17 protein-coding genes are annotated in these 22,098 nt (G+C 70.4%); 4 read left to right on the forward strand and 13 right to left on the reverse strand.

Annotated features, from left to right (window positions below):
• Positions 1-116 precede the first annotated feature (116 nt).
• The 8 genes from L942_RS38470 to L942_RS38505 form a co-directional block, all read right to left on the reverse strand.
• Positions 117-3,125 carry a helix-turn-helix transcriptional regulator gene (locus L942_RS38470; protein ID WP_037369886.1) on the reverse strand — a complete coding sequence of 1,003 codons (3,009 nt, stop codon included), beginning with the start codon at positions 3,123-3,125 and terminating at the stop codon, positions 117-119.
• Between the two features lie 312 nt (positions 3,126-3,437).
• Positions 3,438-3,644: a hypothetical protein gene (locus L942_RS38475; protein WP_051166535.1), complete on the reverse strand. Its 207-nt coding sequence runs from the start codon at positions 3,642-3,644 to the stop codon at positions 3,438-3,440.
• 184 nt (positions 3,645-3,828) lie between these two features.
• Positions 3,829-4,032: a DUF397 domain-containing protein gene (locus tag L942_RS38480; RefSeq protein WP_037369891.1), complete on the reverse strand. Its 204-nt coding sequence runs from the start codon at positions 4,030-4,032 to the stop codon at positions 3,829-3,831.
• 13 nt (positions 4,033-4,045) lie between these two features.
• Positions 4,046-4,945: a helix-turn-helix domain-containing protein gene (locus tag L942_RS38485; RefSeq protein WP_037369894.1), complete on the reverse strand. Its 900-nt coding sequence runs from the start codon at positions 4,943-4,945 to the stop codon at positions 4,046-4,048.
• 427 nt (positions 4,946-5,372) lie between these two features.
• Complete coding sequence (gene tesB, locus L942_RS38490) at positions 5,373-6,272, reverse strand: acyl-CoA thioesterase II (RefSeq protein ID WP_037369897.1); 900 nt, start codon at positions 6,270-6,272, stop codon at positions 5,373-5,375.
• A 92-nt stretch (positions 6,273-6,364) separates the two neighbouring features.
• Positions 6,365-7,789 carry a pyruvate kinase gene (gene pyk, locus L942_RS38495; RefSeq protein WP_037369900.1) on the reverse strand — a complete coding sequence of 475 codons (1,425 nt, stop codon included), beginning with the start codon at positions 7,787-7,789 and terminating at the stop codon, positions 6,365-6,367.
• Between the two features lie 144 nt (positions 7,790-7,933).
• Positions 7,934-8,599, reverse strand: coding sequence for a DUF2461 domain-containing protein (locus tag L942_RS38500; protein WP_037369923.1), 666 nt, complete (start codon positions 8,597-8,599; stop codon positions 7,934-7,936).
• Positions 8,600-8,751: 152 nt separating this feature from the next.
• Positions 8,752-9,978 (reverse strand): glycoside hydrolase family 18 protein, encoded by a 1,227-nt coding sequence (locus L942_RS38505; RefSeq protein ID WP_037369925.1) that lies wholly within the window; start codon positions 9,976-9,978, stop codon positions 8,752-8,754.
• 169 nt (positions 9,979-10,147) lie between these two features.
• On the opposite strand from L942_RS38505, the gene L942_RS38510 reads away from it, so the two are divergent.
• Together L942_RS38510 and L942_RS38515 are read left to right on the forward strand one after the other, a co-directional pair.
• Positions 10,148-10,450, forward strand: coding sequence for an ArsR/SmtB family transcription factor (locus L942_RS38510; RefSeq protein WP_326929388.1), 303 nt, complete (start codon positions 10,148-10,150; stop codon positions 10,448-10,450).
• Between the two features lie 10 nt (positions 10,451-10,460).
• Positions 10,461-11,897, forward strand: a complete 1,437-nt coding sequence (locus tag L942_RS38515; protein ID WP_037369907.1) for an aromatic amino acid ammonia-lyase — start codon at positions 10,461-10,463, stop codon at positions 11,895-11,897.
• A 92-nt stretch (positions 11,898-11,989) separates the two neighbouring features.
• Here L942_RS38515 and L942_RS38520 read toward each other — a convergent pair whose 3' ends face one another.
• Together L942_RS38520 and L942_RS38525 are read right to left on the reverse strand one after the other, a co-directional pair.
• On the reverse strand, positions 11,990-12,544 hold the full coding sequence (locus tag L942_RS38520) for a 3'-5' exonuclease (RefSeq protein WP_037369910.1): 555 nt from the start codon (positions 12,542-12,544) through the stop codon (positions 11,990-11,992).
• A gap of 77 nt (positions 12,545-12,621) precedes the next feature.
• Positions 12,622-15,438, reverse strand: coding sequence for an ATP-binding protein (locus L942_RS38525; protein WP_158684601.1), 2,817 nt, complete (start codon positions 15,436-15,438; stop codon positions 12,622-12,624).
• A gap of 166 nt (positions 15,439-15,604) precedes the next feature.
• Here L942_RS38525 and L942_RS38530 point away from each other — a divergent pair, with 166 nt between their 5' ends.
• Positions 15,605-17,350, forward strand: coding sequence for a putative Ig domain-containing protein (locus L942_RS38530; protein WP_051166536.1), 1,746 nt, complete (start codon positions 15,605-15,607; stop codon positions 17,348-17,350).
• Positions 17,351-17,402: 52 nt separating this feature from the next.
• Here L942_RS38530 and L942_RS38535 read toward each other — a convergent pair whose 3' ends face one another.
• From L942_RS38535 to L942_RS38545, 3 genes are all read right to left on the reverse strand, one after another.
• Positions 17,403-17,837 (reverse strand): VOC family protein, encoded by a 435-nt coding sequence (locus tag L942_RS38535; RefSeq protein WP_037369916.1) that lies wholly within the window; start codon positions 17,835-17,837, stop codon positions 17,403-17,405.
• Positions 17,838-17,975: 138 nt separating this feature from the next.
• Positions 17,976-19,121 (reverse strand): S41 family peptidase, encoded by a 1,146-nt coding sequence (locus L942_RS38540; RefSeq protein WP_200863060.1) that lies wholly within the window; start codon positions 19,119-19,121, stop codon positions 17,976-17,978.
• A gap of 83 nt (positions 19,122-19,204) precedes the next feature.
• Positions 19,205-20,230 (reverse strand): 6-phosphofructokinase, encoded by a 1,026-nt coding sequence (locus tag L942_RS38545; protein ID WP_037369918.1) that lies wholly within the window; start codon positions 20,228-20,230, stop codon positions 19,205-19,207.
• Between the two features lie 290 nt (positions 20,231-20,520).
• On the opposite strand from L942_RS38545, the gene L942_RS38550 reads away from it, so the two are divergent.
• On the forward strand, positions 20,521-21,612 hold the full coding sequence (locus L942_RS38550) for a 3-deoxy-7-phosphoheptulonate synthase (protein WP_037369920.1): 1,092 nt from the start codon (positions 20,521-20,523) through the stop codon (positions 21,610-21,612).
• The last annotated feature ends 486 nt before the right edge of the window (positions 21,613-22,098 follow it).

A 22,098-nucleotide genomic window follows, 5' to 3' on the forward strand; every position in this document is an offset into this window, starting at 1 on the left:
CTTTCCCGCCTTGACAAGCACCCACCGCCCGTCAGCACAATCAAACTTCGGGGTGCCCCACGCCAGCGACGAGGCGCAATGTCGCCCGCCAGGGCGACGAGCCGCCCCAAGCCCCCTCACTCAGAACCACTAAGCAACCCCCGGTCATAAGCGATCGCCACCGCCTCCGCCCTCCGGCTGGCCCCCAGCTTCGCCATCACCCGGGAAAGATGCACGCTCACCGTCTTCTCGCTGATGTACAACTCCTCCCCCACCTGCCGATTAGTCCTCCCCAGCGCGACCCGTTCGAGCACATCCCGCTCCCGCTCAGTCAACGGATTCACCTGCGCCCGAACCGGCACGACCTCGACCCCGGCCAGCTCGACCCGAGCCCGATGCGCCAGATCCCGCACCGCGTCCCGCAACGGAACCGCGTCCAGTTTCACCGCCACCGAGTGCGCCGCCTCGAGCGCTTCCGCCGCCCCGGCTCGCCCGTTGGCCAGCAACGCCTCCGCCTGCCGCCACCGGCACACGGCCTGTTCGTAGACCGCGCCATAGGAGTAGGCCTCAGCCGCCTCCGCCCACAGCTCCGGATCCGCCGGGCCTTCGAGCCCGGACGCGGCGGCCTCCATCCGCGCCAGCCAGGCCCGCCCCTCCGGCCCCATGGTCCCGGAGCGGGGATGCCCCTCCGCCGCACAACGCCGTCCATGCTCCACAAGCCGCCGCCCAGCGGCCACGAACCCCTCCGCCGCGGCTTGGTCGCCCCGGGCCCGGGCCTCCGCGGCCAACGCGGCAGCAGACGGAATCGCCAGCGCCACAATCCGGATCCCGCCCAGCAGCGCAGTCTCGACCTTCTCCAGCCAAGACACCAATTCGTCGGTGATCCGCAACGCCTCGGCATGGTCCCCGCGCCACGCAGCCAGCTCGATGGCGGCATCCCCCGAAGCCAACGCGATCTGCAGGTCCGCCATCCACTGCTGCCGCAGCCCCGGCAACGCCTTGGCCGCGTCCTCGAACCGGCCTCGGCCCACCAGGAACAGCACCCAATTGGCCAGAATCCGCGCCGCGACCGCACTGGACACGCCCCGCCGTGCTCGGCCCGCGGCGTCCTCCTTCGGCCAGTCTCCGCTCAGGTACCGCAAATAGAGCAGCCGGGCGCGCAACTCCAGCCCGTATGTGCTCCAAGTCAGCCCGACCGCCTCAGCCCGCTCGACCCCGCGCACGGCGTGGGCGAGCGCCAGCTCCATCTCCGCCTGGTCGTCGTAGCTCAGGGCGAGGAAGTACATCGCGCGGATCTCGACGTTCAAGGCACCCGCCTTGTGCGCCTTGCCTTCCGCCTCGCGCAACCACTTGCGGGCTTCGACCGGATCGCCCGCGCCATCGGCCAACGTGCCCAGCGTGACCAGCGCCGATGCCTCCGCACCGACCGCCCCGACGGCCCGCGCGTCGGCGACCGCGGTGTGCGCGCTGGCCAACGCCTCGGCTGGCCGGTCGAGCAGCCGCTGGAACCCGGCCCGCGAGGCCAGCACCCAGGCCCGCGCACCGCTCGGTTCCCGATCGGCGACCAGTTCCCAAGCACGCTCGATCGCCCGGACCGCCTCGTCGAACGTGCCCTCCAACGTGAGCAGCGTTTCGGCCAGCCGGCGCCAGACTTTCGCCGCGTGCTCGGGCGACGCGTCCGGCTTGAGCGCTTCGGTCGCTGACCGCGCGTACGCCACCGCGCGCTCCGGCTCGCCCGAAGTGCCGGCGAAGTACGACGCTCCGCTGAGCAGCTTCAGTTCGTCGATGCCCTCCGGACGGTTCTCCGGCGCCACCGCGTCCCAAATGGACTGTGCTTGTTCGATGTGCCGCAGCGCGGCGCCGGGTGCGCCGAGTTTTTCGGCCTCGTCGGCAGCGCGCAGCAACGCCGGCAGCGCAGTGTCGAAGTCCCGGCTCTCCAGGCTGTGGAAGGCGAGCTTCGCGTCGTGGCCGCGGCCCTGCGGCATCGACTTGATCCGCGCGGCGTATCCGGCGTGCATCCGGGTGCGCTCGCCGGGAAGCAGGTCCGCGTAGACCGCTTCCTGCAGCAGGGCGTGCCGGAACGTGTAGAAACCGTTCTCGATCACCAGGATGTGGTGCTGCACGGCTTCGCGCAGCGCCTCGTCCAGCTCCAGGTCGCCGAGGCCCGCCACCTGCGCGAGAGCGGCGTGCGACACGGATTCGTTGGCGACCGAGATGACGCGCAGCACCCGGCGCGTCTCGGCCGGGAAGCGTTCGAGCCGGGCGAGGAGGACTTCGGCGAGCCCGGCGGGAAGGTCTCGGCAGTCGGCGCCGGTGGCGAGGAGCTCCTCGACGAAGAACGGATTGCCCTCGGATCTTTCGGCGATGTCCGCGACCACGTCCGGCGGCAGCGGTTCCTCGGCCAGCGCCGCGACGAACGCCCGCGCGTCGGCCGGCCCGAACGGGGCCAGCGTGAGCTGTTCCACCGTGTTCAGCCGGACCAGTTCGGACAGCAGACCGCGCAGCGGATGCCTGCGGTGGACGTCCTCCTCGCGATAGCTGCCGACCACCAGCAGCCGCTGCGCGCGCAGCCGGCTGAGCAGGAAGGACAGCAGGTTGCGGGTGGAGGAATCCGCCCAGTGCAGGTCTTCGAGCAGCAGGACCACCGGCTGCGCCTGGCCGACCTCGGTCAGCACCCCCAGCACCGCGTCGAACAGCTGCAGCTGACCCAGGTCCTGCTCGGGCCGCACCCGGCGGACGCCCTCGCGCTCCCCTTCCGAGACCTGCCCGTGGTCGCCGGTGGCCGCGGGCCGCGGATCGCCCTGCGGCAGCAGCATCCCGAGCGCGGACCGCGCCCGCACCGCGGCCGAAACCGCGGGATCGGCGGACGACCCGAGCGGAGCCAGCGCCTCGGCGAACGGCAGGTAGGGCAGACCGCCGTCGCGCACGTCGATGCACCGGCCGGTGAGCACGAGCCCGCCGCAGCCGGCGACATGCTCCCCGAGCGCGGTGAGCAGCCGGGTTTTGCCGACCCCGGCGTCGCCCGCGATCAGCACCGCCCCGGCTTCCCCGCGTTCAGCGCGCGCGAAGGCCGCGCGCAGCCGACGCATCTCCTGCGTGCGGGCGACGAGCGGGATACCGGAACCGAGACGAGGCACGAGATGCATTCTCGCCTACACCCCCGACAGTTCCGACATGGATTTCCTCGTGGCGGCCGGTCCGGCCAGTGATCTCCGTCCGATCGGCGGACGAACGACGTCCCGCACCGCTCCGGAGCCGGGCTGGGCGGCGTGGCGGGCTCGCTCCGGCAAGTCCAGGAAGGGAACCCACCGCGCGGATCCGCGCCCGCGGACTGGCGACGCAGCTCCGGTCCGGAAGAGATCCGGCGGGCGGGGCGGCCGAACCGGAACCCCGGCTCCGCCGCCCCGCCCGACCCCCTTACCGTCCCCGGCACCTGTGCGGCGCAAGGGGACCGGGGCTCAAGCGCTATGTCGCGCCCTGGCCTCCGGCACCGTCGCCGTGCGCCTTTCCTGGCGGGGCACCTCGACGTTCGTGAGGCGGTGCGCCCGCACCCAGCGGACGACCCGGTTGCCCCGGCTCAGGCGGGCGTGGCGGGCGGCGCGGCGCAGTTCGGCCATCCGGTAGTCCACCTCGGCGCGGGTCGCGTCCCAGTTGTAGTCGCTCATCGTCTTCTCCCCAGCGGGTCGTCGTTCTCTGTCGACGTCCACTTTCGTGCTGAGGGGCCGCCCCGGACATCAGGTGATCGCCCACTCCGGACGCGAAAAGACCCCTTACCCTCGGTCTCGCCTGGAGATGTCCAGGTCGAGCGGGGTAAGGGGTCTCAGTGCGACGATCAGTCGAGCGAACGGATCAAGCCTGTCCCCGGCCGTCGGCACGCACCGCGTCCAGCAGTGCCCGCCAGCCGGCGGCGGGCAGGCGGAAGGCTCCGCCCTCGGGGTCTTTGGAGTCGCGCACCGCGGCGCCGCCGGCGACGAAGGCGACCTCGACGCAGTCGTTGCCGCCGCCGCTGTAGCTGCTCTTGCGCCACTGGGCCCCGGAAAGGTCGGCCATCATGGTCCCCACATCCTCACTGTCTCGGGTTGGTGTTCCTCGGTTCCTGAACCGCGGCGGCCTGTTCGGCGAACCGGCCGGCCGCGTCGGTGATCAGTGCCACCGAATCGTCCGGTTTGAGCGCTGCTGCGCGCAGGTGGTCGAACATCAGCGCGTAGCGCCGGACGTCGTCGGGCTGTTCGAGGTACAGGCCGCTGGAAGTGCTGTCGTCGACGTAGACCACGTCGGGATCGGCCTGCTCGGGGAAGCCCATGATGAGGAACGGCCCCTCCATGCCGGGATGCGCCCCGGCGCCGAACGGCACCACCTGGACGGTCACGTTCGGCTTCTCGGCCATCGCGGTGATCCGGTACAGCTGCTCGGCCATCACCTCGGGGCTGTCGACCACGCGGTGCAGCACCGCCTCGTCGATCACCGCCCAGTATTCGACCGGCGGGTCGTCGGTCAGCAGCTGCTGACGCGCCATCCGCGCGGCGACCCGGCGGCGGGTCTCGGCCTCCTCGGCGTCCGGACGCAGCGCGCGGATCACCGAGAACGCGTAGCGCTCGGTCTGCAGCAAGCCCGGGACCAGCAGCGCCTGGAACGCGCGCAGCGAGCTGGCGTCGGCTTCGAGGCCGACGAAGGTGCCGGTGAAGACTTCGTTGTACGCGTGCCACCAGCCGCGTTTGCGTGCTTCGCGGGCCAGTTGGACGAGCGCTTCCTGCTCGTCGCCGGTGATGCCGTACAGCGCGAGCATGTCCCTCGCGTCGCGCGGGGTGACGCCGACGTGGCCGGTCTCGATGCGGCTCACTTTGGACGCTGAGCACTCCAGCTTCTCGCCGACCTCGTCGATGGTGAGATCAGCCGCTTCGCGCAGCCTCCGCAGCTCGCTCGCGAGGCGCCGGCGGCGAACGGTCGGTCCCTGGCCTCTCGCCACGGCAGCACCTCCGGTCCGTATTGTTGCCCGCACTGCATATCTAACCAGGTGATCGACTTGTCAGTGGACTAATAACACCGGCGAATTCCCGCTGTCGCGGAGGGAGCCGACCGTCGCTGGTTCCGACCTGCATTGTGCAGAGTGCGCTTGTACTCTGGCATCCTGCGGGCCGACACGCGAATCCAGCCGCGCCGACGGCCCTGAGCAGCGTAGACGACGGCCGTCCCCGGCTATTCGCGGACACCGCGAGAAAGCGGGCGACCACGGTGTCCGGGGCCGCCCCCCGACCGGTCCCGGGCACCTTCCTTTGCTTCGCGGTATTACTCAGACGGGTTTTTCCGCGCAATTTCGCCACGAGAGTGTGACGGTTTCCGACGATTTCCTGGCAGACAGCCACTCTGAGTGGTCATCGGCGGGCCAGTCGTCCTTACCGGACCCGCAGCAGTCCTTCTTGGACCACGGTGGCGACGTGCAGCCCGTCCCGGGTGAAGAACCGTCCGGTGGCCAGCCCGCGCGCGCCCGAGGCGCTGGGCGACGTGCTGTCGTAGAGGAACCACTCGTCCGCCCGGAATGGACGGTGGAACCACAGCGCGTGGTCGAGGCTCGCGCCGAGCACCTTGTCGACGTCCCAGTACACGCCGTGCCGCGCGAGCACCGAGTCGAGCAGCGTCATGTCCGAGGCGTAGGTGAGCACGCAGACGTGCAGCAGCTGGTTGTCGGCCAGGGTGCCGTCGGCCCGCATCCAGACGCGGTGGTGCGCGGGGCGTTCGCCGGTGGTGCGGGTGACCCACGGGGGCTCGCCGATGTAGCGGATGTCGATCGGCCGCGGGACCTCGCTGAACCGCAGGCCGTAGCCCGCCGTCAGCTCGGGGAACGTCGGCAGTGACTCCGGGGCGGGCACGTCCGGCATCGTCTCGGCGTGGTCGATGCCCGGCTCGTCCTTCTGGAACGACGCGGACAGCGAGAAAATCGCCTTGCCGTGCTGGACCGCGACCACGCGCCGGGTGGTGAACGAGCGGCCGTCGCGGATCCGGTCCACTTCGTACACGATCGGGACGCTCGGGTCGCCGCCGCGGATGAAGTACGCGTGCAGCGAATGGACCCGCCGCTCCTCCGGCACGGTCCGGCCCGCCGCGACGAGCGCCTGCCCGGCGACCTGCCCGCCGAACACCCGCACCGACGAGTGGGCGGGCGAGACGCCGCGGTAGATGTTCTCCTCGATCTTCTCCAGGTCGAGCAGCGCGACGAGCTTGTCCAGCACCGGCTGCCCGCCGCCACCGCGGCTCGTGTCGAGTTCGGTGGCGGCTTCCCTGGCCATCTCAGTCATGCCAAAAATTTACAGTGGCGCGCAGCGCCTCCGTTGAGGGTGGCGGAGGGGAGGAAGGCGGAGCCTATGCAACAAGGGTTCCGGCGCGTCCCTTATGCGTGGTCGTCTTCTCCGAGCCGGTGGACGTGGATCAGGTTGGTCGACCCGACGGTCCCGGGCGGGGAGCCGGCGACGATCACCACGAGGTCGCCGCGCTGGTACTTGCCCATTTCGAGCATCGCGTGGTCGACCTGCTGGATCATCTGGTCGGTGGAGTCCACGCGCGGCACGATCTGCGTCGTGGTGCCCCAGGTCAGCGCCAGCTGGCTGCGGACGCTCTGCTCCGGCGTGAACGCCATCAGCGGCAGCCGCGTGTGCAGCCGGGCGAGGCGCCGCACGGTGTCGCCGGACTGCGTGAACGCGACCAGCGCCTTGGCGTTGAGCCGCTCGCCGATGTCGCGGGCGGCGTAGGAGATCACGCCGCGCTTGGTGCGCGGCACGTGCGACAGCGGCGGCACGACCGGCGAATCCGTCTCGACGGCCTCGACGATCCGGCCCATGGTCTGGACCGTCTCGATCGGGTACCGGCCGACGCTCGTCTCGCCGGACAGCATCACCGCGTCCGCGCCGTCGAGGACCGCGTTCGCGACGTCGGAGGCCTCGGCGCGGGTCGGGCGGGAGTTGCTGATCATCGACTCCAGCATCTGCGTGGCGACGATGACCGGCTTCGCGTTCTCGCGGCAGATCTGGATGGCGCGCTTCTGCACCAGCGGGACCTGCTCGAGCGGCAGCTCGACGCCGAGATCGCCGCGGGCGACCATCACCGCGTCGAAGGCCAGCACGATGGCCTCGAGGTTGTAGACCGCCTCGGGCTTCTCGATCTTCGCGACGACCGGCAGCCGTCCCTTGCCGACCCGGTCCATGACCTGGTGCACGAGGTCGATGTCAGCCGGCGAGCGCACGAACGACAGCGCGACGAAGTCGACGCCCAGCTGCAGCGCGAACTCCAGGTCCTCGATGTCCTTGTCGGACAGCGCGGGCACCGAGACGTCCATCCCGGGCAGCGACACGCCCTTGTTGTTGCTGACCGGGCCGCCCTCGGTCACCTCGCACACGACGTCCGGGCCGTCGACCTCCTTGACCACCAGGCCGACCTTGCCGTCGTCGACCAGCAGCCGGTCGCCCGGCTTGGCGTCCTTGGCGAGGCCCTTGTAGGTGGTGGAGACCCGGTCGTGGGTGCCGGCGACGTCCTCGACGGTGATCCGGACGACGTCCCCGGTGTGCCATTCCGCCGATCCGCTGGCGAACGTGCCCAGCCGGATCTTCGGTCCCTGCAGGTCGGCGAGGATCCCCACCGCCCGGCCACTTTCGGCGGCCGCGGACCGGACCAGGTCGTAGACCTGCTTGTGGTCGCTGTGGCTGCCGTGGCTGAAGTTCATCCTCGCGACGTCCATCCCGGCGTCGACGAGTGCCCGCATCTTCTCCGGGGTGGAGGTCGCGGGACCCAATGTACAAACGATCTTCGCGCGTCGGCTCACGTCCGGAGAGCCTAGTCGCTCGGGGCGCTCGCGTCTGTACCGATCCCGAAACTCCGGCCGCGGAACACGGGAAGGATTCAGCTCCGGGCACCGGCGACCGGCCGCGCGGAGCGGCCCGGACCACCCGTACGGGGGATGCCCTTCTCAGCGCCGCGGCTGCTCGCTCGGCCCGACGTGGTCGCGGGCCCATTCGTTGAACTTCCGCAGCTGGCGCCACGATTTCCGGACCCGGTCGAGCGCCTCGCGCTCGTGCAGGAAGTCGTCCGGCTCCCACGTGCGCACGGCGTACACCGAGCGGTGCCGGAGCAGGTCGAGCCGCGGATGGTCCTCGGCGAACCCGCGCGGTTTGGACTTCAGCCGGTCACCGAGAATTTCCCAGCCCGCCTTGCGCAGGCTCGCCAGGATCTTCTCCAGCGCGGGTCCGTGCAGTTCGGTGTCGACCGCCGCGCGGTACCGGGCCAGCTGGTCCGAAGCCAGATGGAAGCAGCCGCCGCCGACGCGCAGCCCGGCCGGGCCGACCTCGACGTAATACGCTCCCCCGCCGCGGCCGGCCTCGATCACGCCGCCGCAGTGGGTCTTGTACGGCGTCTTGTCCTTGGCGAACCGGACGTCGCGATACGGCCGGAACACCTTCGCCTCGCCGAAGCCCGCGCCGAACTCGGGCTCCAGCTCGGCCAGCAGCGCCTCCATCGGAGCCCGGACGTGCTCCCGGTAGATCGCCACGTGGTCGTCCCAGTAGGCCTTGGTGTTGTCCGCGAGCAGCCCGTCGTAGAACTCGACGGCGTGCTCCCCGAATCCGCTGAACTTCACCCGCAGCACGATACTGTGCCGATCGCTGCTAATCCGACCACAGTCACGGCCTCATGGCTTTCGCAGCAACGGTTACGCGCCAGGTAGGGGTCGGCCTGCTTTTGGTCGGATTAGCAGCCGGGGCACCGACAAAATCGGCGCCCCGGTTGCGCTCACTTGGCGAGTGCGGTGATCAGCTCGCCGTTCGCGGTGTCGCCGGACAGCTCCCAGAAGAAGGTGCCGCCGAGGCCCTGCGACCTCGCGTACGCCGTCTTGCCCGCGATGGTCGACGGGGTGTCGTAGCTCCACCAGTTGGAACCGCACTTGGCGTATGCGGTGCCCGCGACGGTTCCGGTGGCCGGGCAGCTGGTCTTGAGAATCTTGTAGTCCTCGATGCCCTGCTCGTACTTGCCTGGCGCCGGCCCGGTCGCGGTGCCGCCGGGCGCGCTCTGCGTCACGCCGGTCCAGCCTCGGCCGTAGAAACCGATGCCCAGCAACAGTTTCGACGCCGGGACGCCCTTGCTCTTCAGCTTCTGGATGGCCGCGTCCGAGTAGAAGCCGGGCGTCGGCAAGCCGTTGTACGACGTCAGCGGCGAGTGCGGGGCGGTCGGGCCTTGCGCGGCCCAGGCGCCGAAGAAGTCGTACGTCATCACGTTGTACCAGTCGACGTACTGCGCCGCGCCCGCGTAATCGGCGAGGTCGAGCTTGCCGCCGTTGCTGCCGTCCGCGCTGATCGCGGCGGTGACCAGCTTCGACGAGCCGAACTTCGCCCGTACCGCCGCGAGCAGCTTCTTCAGCGCGTCGGGACCGCTCGTGTCACAGGTGAGACCGCACGCGTTCGGGTACTCCCAGTCGAGGTCGATGCCGTCGAACAGCCCGGCCCAGCGCTTGTCGTTGACGAGGTTGTAGCAGGAATCGGCGAAGGCTTCCGGGTTCTTCGCGGCCTGGCCGAAGCCGCCGGACCAGGTCCAGCCGCCGAACGACCAGATGACCTTCAGCCCGGGGTGCTTGGCCTTCAGCTTCTTGAGCTGGTTGAAACTGCCCGCGAGCGGCTGGTCCCAGGTGTCGGCGACGCCGTCGACACTGCCCGCCGCGTCGTAGGTCTTCTGGTAGTCGGCCCACGCGTCGCCGATCGCGCAGCCGCCGTTCGTGACGTTGCCGAAGGCGAAGTTGATGTGCGTGAGCTTGTTCGCCGAGCCGGACGTCTCGATGTTCTTCACGTGGTAGTTGCGGTCGTAGATGCCCCAGTCGGTGAAGTAGCCGACCACCTTGCCGGACGCGGCCTCGGTTCTCGCCGGGGCGGCGGCCGAAGCGGCGGGGACGAGCGCGGCCGCGGCGGCGAACGCGGCGGTCGCCAGGCCGGCCAAGGCCAGCAGGCGTTTTCTGCGCAAGCGAAGCATCATTGCTCCCTTCAGGAGTCACCGTCGGTGACGAAGCGGTAACGGCGGGGACGAATGCACCGTAAGTGGACTAGACCACCAGGTCAATGGTTTAGACCATAAACCGGACATTCGGCGGTACGCGCATTCCTTGACAGGCATATGCCCCGCGAGGCAGATTTCCGGGGTGATGCAGACCTTCGACGTGCTGGCCGAACCCCGCCGCCGCGCGCTGCTGGACCTGCTGCTCGAGGGCGAGCGGTCAGTCGGCGAGCTGGTGGCCGAGCTGCGGCTCAGCCAGCCCGCCGTGTCCAAGCACCTGCGCGTCCTGCGCGAGGCGGGGCTGGTGACCGTGCGGGTGTCCGCGCAGCGCCGCTGCTACCGGCTGCGCGCCGAACCACTGGCCGAAGTGGACGCGTGGCTCGCGCCCTACCGGCGGTTCTGGTCCGGCCGGCTCGACGCGCTCGAACAGCGGCTCGACGAAACCGAATGAGGAGCACGCCGTGATCCGAGTGGACGGCCGGACCCTGCGGTGCGCCGACGTGGTCACGGCGGCGCACACCGAAGGCCCGCTGGCGATCGACGTGTCCATCGCCGCGCTGCGCGCCGCCGAGCACTCGTGGAAACTGGCCGAGGACCTGAGCACCCGGCGCGTGGTCTACGGCCGCACCACCGGCGTCGGCGCGAACAAGGACGACGCGGTCGACGAGCCCGCCGAACACGGTCTTCGCCTGCTGCGCAGCCACGCGGGCGGCAGCGGCGAACTGCTGCCGGACGGCCAGATCCGCGCGATGCTGCTGATCCGGCTCAACCAGTTGCTCGCCGGCCGGTCCGGGATCAGCCCGCAGCTGATCGGCGCGCTCGCCGAGGCCGTCCGCACCGGAGCATTGCCGGTGGTGCACCGGCTGGGCGCGATCGGCACCGGCGACCTCGCTCCGCTCGCGGAAACCGCGCTCGCGTTGGCCGGGGAACGCGAGTGGGCGGTCGGCGCGGTGCCACCGGTTCCAGTGCACGCGGGCGATGCGTTGGCGTTCATGAGCAGCAACGCCGCGACGCTCGCCGAAGCGACACTCGCCGCGATGAGCCTGGACACGCTCACCCGCGCGAGCCACGCCGTCGCCGCGCTCACGTACGTGGCTCTCGACGGCAACCCCGAGGCGTACGCGACGCCTGTGCACGAAGCACGCCCGCACGCCGGTCAGGTGGCGTGCGCGGCGGAGATGCGTCGGCTGTTGGGCATGCACGGCACGCCTAAGCCGGGGCGTCGGCTTCAGGATCCCTTCGGGCTGCGTGCTTTTCCTCAGGTGCAAGGGCCTGCGCTGGACGCGATTCACTACCTGCGCGACGTGCTTGCCGTGGAAATCAATGCCAGCACGGAGAATCCGATGATCTCCACTGTGCACGGCGATGCGTACCACCACGCGCACTTCCACACCGCGTACGTCTCGACCGCCCTCGACCAGGCCCGGGCGACGGTGCATCAGGTCGCGGAGCTGTCGGTGGCTCGGCTGGGCGACTTGGTGGAACCCGAGTTCACCGGCTTGCGGCCGTTTCTCGCGGTCGGTCCGCCGGGGAGTTCCGGGGTGATGATCCTGGAGTACGTGGCACACGACGCGCTCACCGAACTGCGGCAGGCAGCACTGCCGGCGACGCTCGGCACGGCGGTGGTGTCGCGCGGGATCGAGGACCACGCGAGCTTCTCGACCCAAGCCGCGCGAGCGGCCACCGCGGCGGCGGCTGCCTACCGGCAGGTGCTGGCTTGCGAACTGGTAGCGGCGGTGCGCGCGCTGCGGATCCGGAAGTCGGAGCTGGTGGACCTGCCAGTGCGGTCAGCTTTCGCGGCCGCGGCCGCGGTGTTGGACGAGCGGCTGGAGGATCGAGCGTTGACGGACGACATCGCGAAGGCCGCTGGGGTGCTGGACGAGCTGGCTCGGATCTGACTGACCATAGTGGACACTCGGCCTCCGCACCGCGGTCGTGAGGATTCTGATTCCCGCAAGGTTCCCGTGCCCGACCTCGGCGTCGCGCGAAGCTAATCGGGCGGCCATGCACCACGTTTCGCGACCTCCAGCACCAGAGCGGCGATGTTCCACGCGTCGTCGTCGCCGCGATGGTGACGGCCTTCGAGCGGAAGCCCCGCGACGGCAAGGGCTTGCGCCATTCCCTGGCGGCGGCGCAAGCGGTAAGCCGCGGCGAATGCGGCCTTCGCGTTGGTATGCCGTCCCGCGAACGGGTATTCGATTCCGCTGTCGCGGCATTGCCGGGCGAACTGATTGCGGTCGTAATCTCCCCAACTGGCCCACGGCAGCTCCGCCGTGCGATGCCGTGTCACCAGCGCCCGGCAGGCCTCCCGAAACGACAAGCCGCCTCGCACCTCGGCTTGGGTCAGCCCGGTCAGCTCCGTGCAGAAGGGGCTCACTTCGGACCGGGCCGGGCGGACCAGGATCCGGTGCTTGGCCACCCGCTCTCCCGCCCGCAGGTCGACCACCGTCAGCCCGATTTCGACGATCTCGCTGACTTGGCCCGGCGGAGGCTGCTTGTCCCAGCAGGTCGCTTCGACGTCGACCACGTTCAGGAGGCTGTCCATGCCCGCGAGGGTAGAACCCCGAAGCCCGAAGAAGCATCCGGATTTCCGCATTGGAACGCCCAATGTGGACAGTCGGCTCAATCCGAAGACAAGGCATCCCGCCGTAAAGCCGCGAACAACTCCTCCGCCTGCGCCCGATCCCGACCCGCGGCAGCGGAGTCTCCTCGGTGGTCGGAAAGGGCAGCGCGCGCCGCGCTCACTCGCGCGAGCAGATAAGGCGAATCCATCCGTTCAGCCAGCGAACGCGCTTCCTCCATGCTCTCCTCCGCCGCGGAAACCGCTCCGCACCGAAGAAAAGCCAGACCCTGCACCCGAAACGCATCGGTGCGGGCGAGGATGTGTTCGATGTGCTCGGTGCAGGCCACCGCCTCGGCAGCGGTCTCCCTGGCACCGACCGGGTCTCCGGATGCCAGTTGTGCTTCGGCGAGGAACGGGAGCGCGTCGGTCATCTGCCAGCTGCGCTCCCCTTGCCGCGCAAGCAATGGGAGCAAGCGACGCACCCCTTGCGCGGGACGGCCCGCCCGCACGTCGTTCTCCGCCAGTTGCGCGGATGCGTTGCAGATGATGTCGGCATTGTCGCTTTCGTGGCCCAACTGGATGACCTTCGTCAGGTCCTCGGCTGCAGCGTCGTAGCGGCCGCAGGCGGACCACAGTGCGCCGCGGCCGATCAGGGCCATTGCGCCGCACATGGGCGAGCGGCCGTGTCCTGCCAGGTCCAGCGCCTGGCTGAACCTGCGTCGCGCGGTGCCCCATCGGCCGACGTAGACCGCGCTCGCGCCGACGTTGCAGACGGCTCTGCTGAGCAGTTCCCGGTCTCCGAGTTCTTCGGCCAGCCGGAGGATGCGGTCGAACTGCCGGTCGGCGCGGGCCAGTTCGCCGCGGTAGTGGTGCAGCACGGCGACCCCGGTCAGCGCGCGGACGACGATTTCCCGGTCCCCGCACAGTTCCGCGGTGGCGGCGGCGGTGTGCAGGTCGGCTAGAGCTTCCTCGTTGCGGCCGAGCAGGCGCAGCGCGAGGCCGCGCCGCAGGTGTCCGCCCGCGAGGCCGTGCTCGTCCGCCACGGCTTCTGCCGCGACGATCGCGGCGGTGGAGACCTCGACGGACTCTCGGTAGCGCGTGCTCTGGTACAGGTTCGCGGCGCGAGCCAGCCGCAGCTGCACGGCCGATCCGCCAGGGCGGTCCTCGGTGAGGGTCGGCGCGATGCGGGCCAAGCCTTCCCGCGGAGTGCCGCGCTGGTAGTGCAGATAGCCGATCCGAGCGATCACCAGCCGCTGCCGTTCTTCGTCGCCTTCCTTGCGGTACACCAGAAGCGCGCGTTCGGCGGCGGCAAGTGCGGCGTCGTACCGACCTGCCGCGGCGAGGGCGTCCGCCCAGGCTTCGGCTGCTTCGGCGACCGCAGTCTGCGAACCGGTGCGGTCCAGCAGATCGACGAGCGCGCCCCAGTGCTGGGCAGCGGTGTCGTGCGCGGCTTGCCGGCTGGCTTTTTCCGCAGCGTGCCTTAGAGTCTGCGCGGCACGTTCGGTGTCCTGCGCGTGCGTGTAGTGGTAGGCCGCCGCGGCACCGCCCAGTGCCTCGGCGAGCCGGCGGTGCAGCACATGCCGACGGCTCGGCGGCAGATCCCCGTTCACCACCTCGGCGACCAGTTCGTGGGTCAGCCGGACGCCCTCCGCGTTCTCGTCCAGCAGGCGCGCGGTGTGCGCGGGAGCCAGCACTTCGGACAGTTCGGCCGGATCCAGCCCGGCGGCCGCGGCGAGCACGTCCGGGTCCATCCGCTGCTGCCCCACCGCCAGCAGCGTCAGCACCTCAGCGGTGCGCTCGGGCAGCGAACCGACCTGCCGGCGCACCGCGTGCGCGAGCCCCCACGGCAGTTCCGCGGGCGGTTTGCCGGATCTGCCCAGTACGTGTCCCAGCTGGACCAGGAACAACGGGAGGCCGCCGGCGAGCCGGAGGACCCGGTCGCGGGCGGACTGCCCGACCTCGGTCCCGGCGCTGTGCCGCAGCAGCATCGTCGCGTCCTCGTCCGCGAGCGGGGCCAGCGAATGCTGCGTCAGCAACCCTTTCCGGTACAAATCGAGCAGCGTGTCGGCCAACGGCTCCGCCGCGGCGAGCTCGGTGTCCCGATAGGCGGCGAGGAAGCGGACCCGGTCCGGCCGGACGTCCTGCACGAGCGAGGCCAGCAGCGCGAGCCCGTCCGGACCGGCCCATTGCAGATCATCCAGGACCACGAGCACGCCACGCCGCTGCGCGAGCGTGTCGAGAAAGCGCGCCGCTTCGGCGAACATCAGCCAGCGAGGCGGAGCCGGTTCGGCGGTCCGTTGTTCCGGAAGCAGGAAGGCCAGGCCCGGTCCGGCGGGATGTTCGGACACGTGCCGGGCGAACGCTTCGGAGAGCGGCGCGTACGGCTCTCCGCCGTGCCGGGAGCACGCCGTCGAGAGCACCACCGTGCCGCGCGCCTCGGCCATCCGCGCGGCTTCGGCGAGCAGCCGGGTCTTGCCGATGCCGGTTTGCCCCGCGAAGACCAGAAACGGCCTGCCCGTGCCGGAAAGGTGCTTGTCCAGCAAGGCGTGTTCCTCGGTGCGGCCGATGAGGTCCGGGGCCGGACGGGGCGGCGGGACCCGATCCTCCGGCGGACGCTGCCTGCCGCGCCGGGCCGCCGCGAGCAGTTCGGCACGGTCTTCCTCGGGCAGCTCGAGACCGTCGGCGAGGAGCTGCACGGTGACCCGCCGCGGATGCCGTTGCCCGCGTTCGAGATTCCCGACCCCGCGCGTGCTCAGCCCGCAGCGCTGCGCCAGTTGTTCCTGCGTCAGCCCGGCTGCCCGACGCAACCGGACCAGCGTCCGGTCGAACGTTTCCGTCGCGCCGTCCGGCATGGCCCGCACCTCCCGCCGGTCCATGGTCGCTCGCCGCGACGCGCGGAACACCCTCCGAAGGTCGGGTTCCTCCGCCCGGCACAACGGCCGGTTGTGCCGGTTGTTCCTGGTTCGCGCCGCCTCGGTGAAATCCAATGGCGGCACCGCTTTTCGCCCGTCGTCCGGGCAGCGGCGTACGAGGAAGGACGCGATGATGCGTGCAGGAACGACCTTGAGACGGCTGGCCGCCGCTGGCGCCGCGCTCGCCCTGGGAGCGGGGGCGGCGGCGACCTTCACCCCGGTCGCCGAGGCCGGCCCCCAGCTGAGCCCGGCGTCGTGCGCCAGCGCACCCGCCGGCTACGCGAAATGCCAGGCCGTGCAACTGGTTTCGGCGGGTGCGCGCCCGGCCAGCGCGATGAGCCCGGCCGATCTGCAGAAGGCCTACGGCGTCGCCGGGATGAAAAGCGGCGGGACCACCGTCGCGATCGTCGACGCCTTCGACGACCCCGGCATCGAAAAGGACCTCAACGACTACCGGTCGCACTGGAACCTGGGCTCCTGCACCAAGGCGAACGGCTGCCTCACCGTGGTCGGCCAGGACGGCACGAGCACGTTGCCGTCCAAGACCGACTCCGGCTGGGCGACCGAGATGGCGATCGACGTCGACGCGGTCAGCGCGCTCTGCCCGGACTGCAAGATCCTGCTGGTCGAAGGCAACAGCAACGAGGACAGCGACCTCGCGGCGGCCGTCGACAGCGCGGTCCGGCTCGGCGCGAAGATCGTGTCGAACAGCTACGCCGACCACGAGAGCGCGATCCCGTCGGACGCCGAGCAGCACTACAACCATCCGGGCGTCGCGATCCTCGGCGCCACCGGCGACTGGGGCAGCGAAAGCGATTCCCAGGCCGAATACCCGGCCACCTCGCCGGAGGTGGTCGCGGTCGGCGGCACCACGCTGACCGCGTCCGGCGGCGGCTACTCGGAGACGGCCTGGAACAAGACGGGCAGCGGCTGTTCGAGCAAGTTCAGCAAGCCCGCGTTCCAGAACGGGATCAGCACCGCGTGCGACAATCGGGCCACTTCGGACATTTCCGCCGACGCGGACCCCAACAGCGGCATCACGATCTACGTCAACGGCCAGCAGTCGCAGTACGGCGGCACCAGCCTCGCCACCCCGATCGTCGCCGGGATCTGGGCGCTCGCCGGCACGCCGAAGGACGGCGACAACGCCGCGACCTACCCGTACGCGCACCCCGGCGACTTCAACGACGTCACCTCGGGCAGCAACGGCAGCTGCGGCACGGTGATCTGCAACGCGGGCACCGGCTGGGACGGCCCGACCGGCCTCGGCACGCCGCACGGCGTCACCGGTCTCACGCCCGGCGGCGGCACCAACGGCAAGCTGAGCGTCAGCAACCCGGGCGACCAGAACAGCGTGGTGGGCAAGGCGGTTTCGCTGAAGGTGACCGCCTCCGGCGGCACCTCGCCCTATACCTACTCGGCGGACGGCCTCCCCGCTGGGCTGGCCATCGACGGCAAAACCGGCTCGATCACCGGCACGCCGACCACCGCGGGCACCAGCAAGGTCACCGTGACGGCCACTGATGCCGCCGGGGCGACCGCGCAGGCGCCGTTCACCTGGACCGTCACGACGGCTCCGGTGAGCAAGCTGACCGCGAAGTTCGCCACCGACTACGACTACGGGTTCGGCGCCTTCGCGCACTTCACCATCACCAACGGCGGCGCGTCGGCGGCCAACGGCTGGACGCTCTCGTTCGACCTGCCCTCGAACGAGTCGCTGTCGACGACGAACCCGGGCACCGCGTCCGGGTCCACCGGGCACGTCGTGATCACCGGCCAGGACACCATCCCGGCCGGCGGCAGCCTCACCGTGTCGCAGATCTACCAGGTGTCGGGCGGCTCGTTCACCGCTCCGTCCAACGTCTCGGTTTCCTGACGACGACCGGACAGTCGCCGTGCCGCGGCCGGTCCGCGGCACGGCGGCTTCGTCAGTCCAGGCAGAATTCGTTGCCCTCGACGTCCTGCATCGGAATGCAGGACTCGTTCACGCCGTCGGCCCGCAGCACCTGCACCACGGACGCGCCCAGCGCGACCAGCCGCTCGGCCTCGGCTTCCAGGACCGCCAGCCGCTCGTCGCCGACGAGACCGGTGCCCACCCGGATGTCCAGGTGCACCCGGTTCTTCACCACACGGCCCTCGGGCACGCGCTGGAAGAACAGCCGCGGACCGACACCGGTGGGGTCGACGCACGCGGCCCACGAGCCCTGTTCTTGGGGCGGCTGCGCGCGGTCGAATTCGGCCCAGTCGGCGAACCCTTCCGGCGGTGGCGGCTCGACGTACCCCAGCGCCTCGCACCAGAAGCGGGCGACGCGCGCGGGTTCCGCGCAGTCGAAAGTGACCTGGAACTGTTTGACCGACCCCATGCGCTCACCCTACCGGCGGGCGGCGGCCAGGGCCGGATCCCGTCCGGCGGCGAGATCGTCCGGGGCGAAAACGGGGACCGGGACGTCCGGGCCGATGCCGGTGCCGTCGTAGGTGCGGCCGTGCGGATCGAGGTACTCCTAGTTCGGCAACGCCACCTTCCAGCCCGGCTTCGGCAGCGTCCGCTCCAGCAGGTCCGAAAACGCGCCCTGAGTGGACTGTCCGATCAGGACCGGCCTCGGTTGCCGGTTCAGGAGTGCTTGCAGGAAGGTCTCCCCTGCGGATACGTCCAGACTGCCGGTCAGGACCGTCAGCGGACCGGAGTAATGCGGTGCCGCGGCGGGCTGAACGAAGAACGGTTGCGGCACGGTGAATTTCGCCGGGTCGTCCGGGTCGTTGCGGGCGCGTTTGGCATAGGCGAAATGCGGGACGCCGGTCAGCCGGGCGGCGACCTGCAGACCGAGCGGGTCGTCTCCGCCGCCGTTGACGCGCAGGTCGAGAATCAGGCCGCGCAGGGCGTGCACCCGGTCGGCGGTGAAGATCTCGTCCAGCGCCTTCGCCAGCACCTCGCTGCTGGCGGCGAAAGTGTCGGCGTAGTCGTGGAATCCGCTGATGCGCAGGTATCCGCGCCCCTCGGGCAGATCGGCGTAGGCAATGGCGCCGTCGGCCCACCTCCGGATCGGCGCGCCGAGATTGGCGTCCGCGACGGCGATCGCGCGCGGGGCAGTCGTTTTCAGATCCGGCGTGCCCGGCCGGGGCGACGAGCAATGCCGACCTGATGCGAGCAGGCCGACATGGGCGTCGTGCAGCGGACGGATCAGTCCACAAAGGACGGCGTAGAGCCGCTCCGGATGCGCGGCGATCTCGCGGCGGGCAGTGTCGCCTTCGGACTTCCAGTCGACGCCTTTCGCGCGGAAGAACGGGTAGTTCTCGGCGAAGGTGTGCCAGAAGACGTCGAAGAAATCCGTCGACTGGGTCCGGCACGCCGGAGGCAACCCGCCGGGGACCCGACGCAACCGCCGCACGCCAAGGTTGTCGTCGAAACTCATCCGGCCCGGCCGGACGGTGACGACCGAGCCTTCGTTCGTGGAAAACCTGGTGCCGTCGCCAGTTCCGGAAAGGGTGCCGGGCAAGCAGCTGACCTCGGTGACGTCGTAGGTCGTCAGCTTGCCGCCGGACACCTGGATCAGCTGCCCGTACCCGTCGGTCCGCCACACACCGTCCACAGTGGACGGCGGAGCCGCGGTCACGGAGAGCATCGTCAGTCCCGCCAGGAAGATTCGCACGGGTCCGAGGTTAGGAAAAAGCCGGGGGCGCAAGGAATACCGCGCGCCCCCGGCCTCTTAGTGGGGTTGCCCCTACCTGGGACTCAGCCGAAGAAGACTTCGGCTTCCTGGTACCGCTCCAGCGGAACGGTCTTCAGCTCGGCCGTGGCCTCGGACAGCTTCACGCGCACGATGTCGGTGCCCTTGAGCGCCACCATCACGCCGAAGTCGCCGTCGGCCACCGCGTCCACCGCGTGCAGGCCGAAGCGCGTCGCGAGGACCCGGTCGTACGCGGTCGGGGTGCCGCCGCGCTGGACGTGGCCGAGCACGACCGCGCGCGATTCCTTGCCGGTGCGCGCGGAGATCTCGTCGGCCAGCCAGTTGCCGATGCCGCCGAGCCGGACGTGCCCGAAGGCGTCCTTCTCGCCGGTCAGCAGCTTTTCCTCGCCGCCCTCGGGCAGCGCGCCCTCGGCCACGACGATGATCGGCGCGTACTCCTTCTCGAAGCGCTGCTCGACCCACTGCACGACCTGGTCTACCGAGAAGTGCCGCTCCGGCACCAGGATCACGCTCGCGCCGCCGGCGAGGCCGGAGTGGAGCGCGATCCAGCCCGCGTGCCGGCCCATGACCTCGATGACGAGCGCGCGGTGGTGCGATTCGGCGGTGGTGTGCAGCCGGTCGATCGCCTCGGTGGCGATGGAGACCGCGGTGTCGAAGCCGAACGTGTAGTCGGTGGCCCCGAGGTCGTTGTCGATGGTCTTGGGAACGCCGACGACGCCGATGCCGTCGTCGGTCAGCCGCTTCGCGACGCCGAGGGTGTCCTCGCCGCCGATCGCGATCAGCGCGTCGACGCCCTGGTCGGCGAGCACCTTGCGGATCTGGTCGACGCCGCCGTCGACCTGGTAAGGGTTCGTCCGCGACGACCGCAGGATGGTGCCCCCGCGGGTGAGGATGTCCTCGACGTCGGCGAGGCCGAGCGGACGGCTGTCGCCGGTCAGCGGGCCCTGCCAGCCGTTGCGGAAGCCGACGAACTCCCAGCCGTGCACCTCGACGCCCTTGCGGACCACCGCGCGGATGACCGCGTTCAGGCCGGGGCAGTCGCCGCCCCCCGTCAGCACACCGACACGCATTCTGTTGCCTCCGTCTTGTTCGCAGGGAGAGTCCAGTCACAGTCCGCGGACAGCGTAGCGGCTTTCATCTGGATCGGTGCAGGCCGGACCACCTGCCCAATCCGGTCCGGGCCGGGGCGCTCGGGCGGTGTGTTACGGTGGCGGCGTGCAGCGCTATTTCTGGTTTACGAAGCCGGCCCCGGGTGGGCACGGCGGCGTGAACCTGCGCTGACCTCCACCCGAGCCGGATCTCGAACCGGCTCGGCGAGTCCCCCGCGGGTCGGTGTCCACCAGGAAGGAACCACCCGCTCATGAGCACCCGCCTCGTCGCCGCCCCCGCCGACGCGAGCACGCTGGACAATCGCCGCACCACGTCGGTCAGTCCCCTCATCTCGCCCGCTTTGCTGCGCGAAGACCATCCGGTGGACGCCGCCGTCGCCAAAGTGGTGCAAACCGGCCGCACGGAAACGGTCGACATCCTCGACGGCCGCGACGACCGGCTCGCGGTGATCGTCGGCCCGTGCTCGGTCCACGACCCGGAAGCCGCCCTCGACTACGCCCGCCGCCTGGCCGCGAAGGCCGAAGCGTTGCGCGAGGACCTGCACATCGTGATGCGCGTGTACTTCGAGAAGCCGCGCACCACGCTGGGCTGGAAGGGCCTGATCAACGACCCGGACCTGGACGGCACCTTCGCGGTCAACAAGGGCCTGCGCCTGGCCCGGAAGCTGCTGCTGGACGTCTCCGCGCTGGGCCTGCCGGTCGGCTGCGAGTTCCTGGACCCGATCACCCCGCAGTTCATCGCGGACATCGTCACCTGGGGCTCGATCGGCGCCCGCACCGCGGCCAGCCAGGTCCACCGGCAACTGTGCAGCGCCCTGTCCATGCCGGTGGGCATCAAGAACTCGACCGAAGGCGACATCCAGGTAGCCGTGGACGCGACCCGCGCCGCGGCGGCCTCGCACGTCTTCCCCGGCATCAACGTGGACGGCCTGGCCGCCCTCGTGACGACCTCGGGAAACCCGGACTGCCACGTCATCCTGCGCGGCAGCTCCGCCGGCCCGAACCACGACCCGGCGTCGGTCGAGGAAACCCTCGCCCGCCTGGCGAAATCCGGCCTCCCGGAGCGAGTGGTCATCGACGCGAGCCACGGCAACAGCGGCAAGGACCACGTCCGCCAGGCCGAGGTCGTCCGCGACCTGGCGAGCCGGATCGCCGCCGGAGAACGCGGCATCACCGGCCTGATGCTGGAAAGCAACCTGGTCGCCGGACGCCAGGACCTGGTGCTGGGCCGCTCGGCGGAACTGACCTACGGCCAGTCGATCACCGACGCCTGCATGGACTGGGACACCACCGAGGCTCTGCTGGACACCCTGGCCTCCGCCGTCCGCACCCGCCGCAGCTAGCTCGGCCGTACGTGAGGGGAACCCGGACAGACTCAGATTCCCGCGAGGTTCCCCTCACGGCCCGCCGACCTCGGTGCGTGCCGTGAGGGGCCCCTTCACGGACTTGGATTCCCTCAAGGAGCCCTTCACGGACCCCTCGCCCGCCGTCACGCATGGCCCCAATGCCCCACGCGGCGCATCCCACGCACCCAACGGCACATCGAGGCGCTACCCGACGCCGCCGGGTCCAGCCCACGCTGCGCTGCCGTACGGATCGAACCCGACGACCTGACCCTCCCCCAACCGGAACCCGCGAACGCCCCACACCCGCGCACCCCATCCCCGACCCGCACCGACGCACCCAACCATCGAGGCACCCAGCCCCACCCCCGCACCCCGATACGAAGCCGAACTGCGGACGGCGGGTGCTTGTCAAGGCATCTTTCCCGCCTTGACAAGCACCCGCCGTCCGTCAGCACAATCAAGCTTCGGGGTGCCCCACGCCCC

Origin of the sequence: Amycolatopsis orientalis DSM 43388, from assembly GCF_000411975.1 — a bacterium.
In the GTDB taxonomy this organism is placed as follows: Bacteria; Actinomycetota; Actinomycetes; order Mycobacteriales; family Pseudonocardiaceae; genus Amycolatopsis; species Amycolatopsis orientalis_D.

What these genes read in the sequence shown, in the direction of transcription:
- L942_RS38470 (WP_037369886.1), bottom strand. Translation starts at nt 3,125, where the DNA reads ATGCATCTCGTGCCTCGTCTCGGTTCCGGTATCCCGCTCGTCGCCCGC.
- L942_RS38475 (WP_051166535.1), bottom strand. Translation starts at nt 3,644, where the DNA reads ATGAGCGACTACAACTGGGACGCGACCCGCGCCGAGGTGGACTACCGG.
- L942_RS38480 (WP_037369891.1), bottom strand. Translation starts at nt 4,032, where the DNA reads ATGATGGCCGACCTTTCCGGGGCCCAGTGGCGCAAGAGCAGCTACAGC.
- tesB (WP_037369897.1), bottom strand. Translation starts at nt 6,272, where the DNA reads ATGACTGAGATGGCCAGGGAAGCCGCCACCGAACTCGACACGAGCCGC.
- L942_RS38505 (WP_037369925.1), bottom strand. Translation starts at nt 9,978, where the DNA reads ATGCTTCGCTTGCGCAGAAAACGCCTGCTGGCCTTGGCCGGCCTGGCG.
- L942_RS38510 (WP_326929388.1), top strand. Translation starts at nt 10,148, where the DNA reads ATGCAGACCTTCGACGTGCTGGCCGAACCCCGCCGCCGCGCGCTGCTG.
- L942_RS38520 (WP_037369910.1), bottom strand. Translation starts at nt 12,544, where the DNA reads ATGGACAGCCTCCTGAACGTGGTCGACGTCGAAGCGACCTGCTGGGAC.
- L942_RS38525 (WP_158684601.1), bottom strand. Translation starts at nt 15,438, where the DNA reads ATGGACCGGCGGGAGGTGCGGGCCATGCCGGACGGCGCGACGGAAACG.
- L942_RS38530 (WP_051166536.1), top strand. Translation starts at nt 15,605, where the DNA reads ATGATGCGTGCAGGAACGACCTTGAGACGGCTGGCCGCCGCTGGCGCC.
- L942_RS38535 (WP_037369916.1), bottom strand. Translation starts at nt 17,837, where the DNA reads ATGGGGTCGGTCAAACAGTTCCAGGTCACTTTCGACTGCGCGGAACCC.
- L942_RS38545 (WP_037369918.1), bottom strand. Translation starts at nt 20,230, where the DNA reads ATGCGTGTCGGTGTGCTGACGGGGGGCGGCGACTGCCCCGGCCTGAAC.
- L942_RS38550 (WP_037369920.1), top strand. Translation starts at nt 20,521, where the DNA reads ATGAGCACCCGCCTCGTCGCCGCCCCCGCCGACGCGAGCACGCTGGAC.